Origin of the sequence: Caryophanon latum, from assembly GCF_001700325.1 — a bacterium.
In the GTDB taxonomy this organism is placed as follows: domain Bacteria; phylum Bacillota; class Bacilli; order Bacillales_A; family Planococcaceae; genus Caryophanon; species Caryophanon latum.
The window spans coordinates 1-4,782 of sequence record NZ_MATO01000051.1 but is presented as its reverse complement, the minus strand read 5'-3'; the positions used below and the strand labels follow the sequence as shown (position 1 = coordinate 4,782).

General features: G+C 51.3%; 2 rRNA genes. Both read right to left on the bottom strand.

Annotated features, from left to right (window positions below):
• Positions 1 to 44: 44 nt before the first annotated feature.
• Positions 45 to 2,972 (bottom strand): 23S ribosomal RNA (locus tag A6K76_RS12580).
• Positions 2,973 to 3,179: 207 nt separating this feature from the next.
• Positions 3,180 to 4,738: ribosomal RNA gene (locus A6K76_RS12575) — 16S ribosomal RNA — on the bottom strand.
• The 16S and 23S rRNA genes sit together here, the layout of an rRNA operon.
• Positions 4,739 to 4,782: the final 44 nt, after the last annotated feature.

Genomic DNA, 4,782 nt, shown 5'->3' with positions numbered 1-4,782 from the left:
TGTTCTTTCTAAACTTGATAAACGCGATATCATTGAAAACAGATTTGGTTAAGTCCTCGACCGATTAGTATTCGTCAGCTCCATACGTCACCGCACTTCCACCTCGAACCTATCTACCTGATCGTCTTTCAGGGGTCTTACTTACTTGCGTAATGGGAAATCTCATCTTGAGGGGGGCTTCATGCTTAGATGCTTTCAGCACTTATCCCGTCCACACATAGCTACCCAGCGATGCCCTTGGCAGAACAACTGGTACACCAGCGGTGTGTCCATCCCGGTCCTCTCGTACTAAGGACAGCTCCTCTCAAATTTCCTACGCCCACGACGGATAGGGACCGAACTGTCTCACGACGTTCTGAACCCAGCTCGCGTACCGCTTTAATGGGCGAACAGCCCAACCCTTGGGACCGACTACAGCCCCAGGATGCGATGAGCCGACATCGAGGTGCCAAACCTCCCCGTCGATGTGGACTCTTGGGGGAGATAAGCCTGTTATCCCCGGGGTAGCTTTTATCCGTTGAGCGATGGCCCTTCCATGCGGAACCACCGGATCACTAAGCCCGTCTTTCGACCCTGCTCGACTTGTAGGTCTCGCAGTCAAGCTCCCTTATGCCTTTACACTCTACGAATGATTTCCAACCATTCTGAGGGAACCTTTGGGCGCCTCCGTTACCTTTTAGGAGGCGACCGCCCCAGTCAAACTGTCCGCCTGACACTGTCTCCTACCCCGATGAGGGGCATGGGTTAGAAGTTCAATACAACCAGGGAAGTATCCCACCGACGCCTCGACGCAAGCTAGCGCTCACGTTTCTCAGGCTCCTTCCTATCCTGTACAAGTTGTACCAAAATTCAATATCAAGCTACAGTAAAGCTCCACGGGGTCTTTCCGTCCTGTCGCGGGTAACCTGCATCTTCACAGGTACTATAATTTCACCGAGTCTCTCGTTGAGACAGTGCCCAGATCGTTACGCCTTTCGTGCGGGTCGGAACTTACCCGACAAGGAATTTCGCTACCTTAGGACCGTTATAGTTACGGCCGCCGTTTACTGGGGCTTCAATTCACAGCTTCGCTTGCGCTAACCGCTCCTCTTAACCTTCCAGCACCGGGCAGGCGTCAGCCCCTATACTTCACCTTACGGTTTTGCAGAGACCTGTGTTTTTGCTAAACAGTCGCCTGGGCCTATTCACTGCGGCTCTCATGCGCTATGCACGCTCAAGAGCACCCCTTCTCCCGAAGTTACGGGGTCATTTTGCCGAGTTCCTTAACGAGAGTTCTCTCGCACACCTTAGGATTCTCTCCTCGACTACCTGTGTCGGTTTGCGGTACGGGCACCTCTCACCTCGATAGAGGCTTTTCTTGGCAGCGTGAAATCAGGAACTTCGTCCATACGGACTCGTCATCACAGCTCAATGTTACAGTATGCGGATTTGCCTACATACACACCTTACTGCTTGAACAGAGACAACCAACGCTCTGCTTACCCTATCCTACTGCGTCCCCCCATTTCTCAAACGGTGAGGAGGTGGTACAGGAATATCAACCTGTTGTCCATCGCCTACGCCTATCGGCCTCGGCTTAGGTCCCGACTAACCCTGAGCGGACGAGCCTTCCTCAGGAAACCTTAGTCATACGGTGGACGGGATTCTCACCCGTCTTTCGCTACTCATACCGGCATTCTCACTTCTAACCGCTCCACCAGTCCTTCCGGTCTGACTTCAACGCTGTTAGAACGCTCTCCTACCACGTGTCCATACGGACACATCCACAGCTTCGGTGAATCATTTAGCCCCGATACATTTTCGGCGCAGTGTCACTCGACCAGTGAGCTATTACGCACTCTTTAAATGATGGCTGCTTCTAAGCCAACATCCTGGTTGTCTAAGCAACGCCACATCCTTTTCCACTTAATGATTACTTTGGGACCTTAGCTGGTGGTCTGGGCTGTTTCCCTCTTGACTACGGATCTTATCACTCGCAGTCTGACTCCCGTGTATAAATATCTGGCATTCGGAGTTTGTCTGAATTCGGTAAAGCGAGATGCCCCCCTAGTCCAAACAGTGCTCTACCTCCAGTATTCTCAATCACGAGGCTAGCCCTAAAGCTATTTCGGAGAGAACCAGCTATCTCCAGGTTCGATTGGAATTTCTCCGCTACCCACAGCTCATCCCCGCACTTTTCAACGTGCGTGGGTTCGGACCTCCAGTAAGTGTTACCTCACCTTCATCCTGGCCATGGGTAGATCACCTGGTTTCGGGTCTACGACCACGTACTCATTCGCCCTATTCAGACTCGCTTTCGCTGCGGCTCCGTCTTCTCAACTTAACCTTGCACGTAATCGTAACTCGCCGGTTCATTCTACAAAAGGCACGCTATCACCCATTAACGGGCTCTAACTACTTGTAGGCACACGGTTTCAGGATCTATTTCACTCCCCTCCCGGGGTGCTTTTCACCTTTCCCTCACGGTACTGGTTCACTATCGGTCACTAGGTAGTATTTAGCCTTGGGAGATGGTCCTCCCAGATTCCGACGGAATTTCACGTGTTCCGCCGTACTCAGGATCCACTCTGGAGGGAATAAACTTTTAACTACGGGGCTGTTACCCGCTATGGCTGACCGTTCCAAGTCGATTCGTCTAATTCATTCTTTTGTAACTCCGTATAGAGTGTCCTACAACCCCAACGAGCAAGCTCGTTGGTTTGGGCTCTTCCCGTTTCGCTCGCCGCTACTCAGGGAATCGAATTTTCTTTCTGTTCCTGCAGGTACTTAGATGTTTCAGTTCTCTGCGTCTGTCCTCATCACGCTATGAATTCACGTGTAGATACGATGCGATTAAGCATCGTGGGTTCCCCCATTCGGAAATCCCCGGATCAAAGCTCACTTACAGCTCCCCGAGGCATATCGGTGTTAGTGCCGTCCTTCATCGACTCCTAGTGCCAAGGCATCCACCGTGCGCCCTTAATAACTTAACCAATAAGTTAGTTACTACTTAAACCGAACGGTTTAAGATTTTAAGAGATACACGTCAATTGCTTGACTTGTAATCTATAAAAATAATAGATGTTTTGTTTGTTTTCGATATCGTTTTATCCAGTTTTCAAAGAACAAAACCTTCAAAACTGAACACAAACGTTGATGAGTAGCAACTACTAAAGTTGCTTTCCGTAATATATCCTTAGAAAGGAGGTGATCCAGCCGCACCTTCCGATACGGCTACCTTGTTACGACTTCACCCCAATCATCTATCCCACCTTCGACGGCTAGCTCCCAAAAGGGTTACCCCACCGGCTTCGGGTGTTACAAACTCTCGTGGTGTGACGGGCGGTGTGTACAAGGCCCGGGAACGTATTCACCGCGGCATGCTGATCCGCGATTACTAGCGATTCCGGCTTCATGTAGGCGAGTTGCAGCCTACAATCCGAACTGAGAACGACTTTATCGGATTGGCTCCCCCTCGCGGGTTGGCAACCGTTTGTATCGTCCATTGTAGCACGTGTGTAGCCCAGGTCATAAGGGGCATGATGATTTGACGTCATCCCCACCTTCCTCCGGTTTGTCACCGGCAGTCTCCCTAGAGTGCCCAACTAAATGATGGCAACTAAGGACAAGGGTTGCGCTCGTTGCGGGACTTAACCCAACATCTCACGACACGAGCTGACGACAACCATGCACCACCTGTCACCACTGTCCCCGAAGGGAAAGCTATGTCTCCATAGCGGTCAGCGGGATGTCAAGACCTGGTAAGGTTCTTCGCGTTGCTTCGAATTAAACCACATGCTCCACCGCTTGTGCGGGCCCCCGTCAATTCCTTTGAGTTTCAGTCTTGCGACCGTACTCCCCAGGCGGAGTGCTTAATGCGTTAGCTGCAGCACTGAGGGGCGGAAACCCCCCAACACTTAGCACTCATCGTTTACGGCGTGGACTACCAGGGTATCTAATCCTGTTTGCTCCCCACGCTTTCGCGCCTCAGTGTCAGTTACAGACCAGACAGTCGCCTTCGCCACTGGTGTTCCTCCAAATCTCTACGCATTTCACCGCTACACTTGGAATTCCACTATCCTCTTCTGCACTCAAGTTCCCCAGTTTCCAATGACCCTCCCCGGTTGAGCCGGGGGCTTTCACATCAGACTTAAAGAACCACCTGCGCGCGCTTTACGCCCAATAATTCCGGACAACGCTTGCCACCTACGTATTACCGCGGCTGCTGGCACGTAGTTAGCCGTGGCTTTCTAATAAGGTACCGTCAAGGTAACGCCAGTTACTACGCTACTTATTCTTCCCTTACAACAGAGTTTTACGAACCGAAATCCTTCTTCACTCACGCGGCGTTGCTCCATCAGACTTTCGTCCATTGTGGAAGATTCCCTACTGCTGCCTCCCGTAGGAGTCTGGGCCGTGTCTCAGTCCCAGTGTGGCCGATCACCCTCTCAGGTCGGCTACGCATCGTTGCCTTGGTGAGCCGTTACCTCACCAACTAGCTAATGCGCCGCGGGTCCATCCTATAGCGACAGCCGAAACCGTCTTTCCAGATTCACTTCATGCGAAGAAATCACTTATTCGGTATTAGCCCCGGTTTCCCGGAGTTATCCCAAACTATAAGGTAGGTTACCCACGTGTTACTCACCCGTCCGCCGCTAAAAATTCAAAGGTACAAGTACCGATGAAGTCTTCGCTCGACTTGCATGTATTAGGCACGCCGCCAGCGTTCGTCCTGAGCCAGGATCAAACTCTCCATAAAAGTAGAATTCGAGTTGAGCTCAAAATGTCATTTTAGCCGAAACT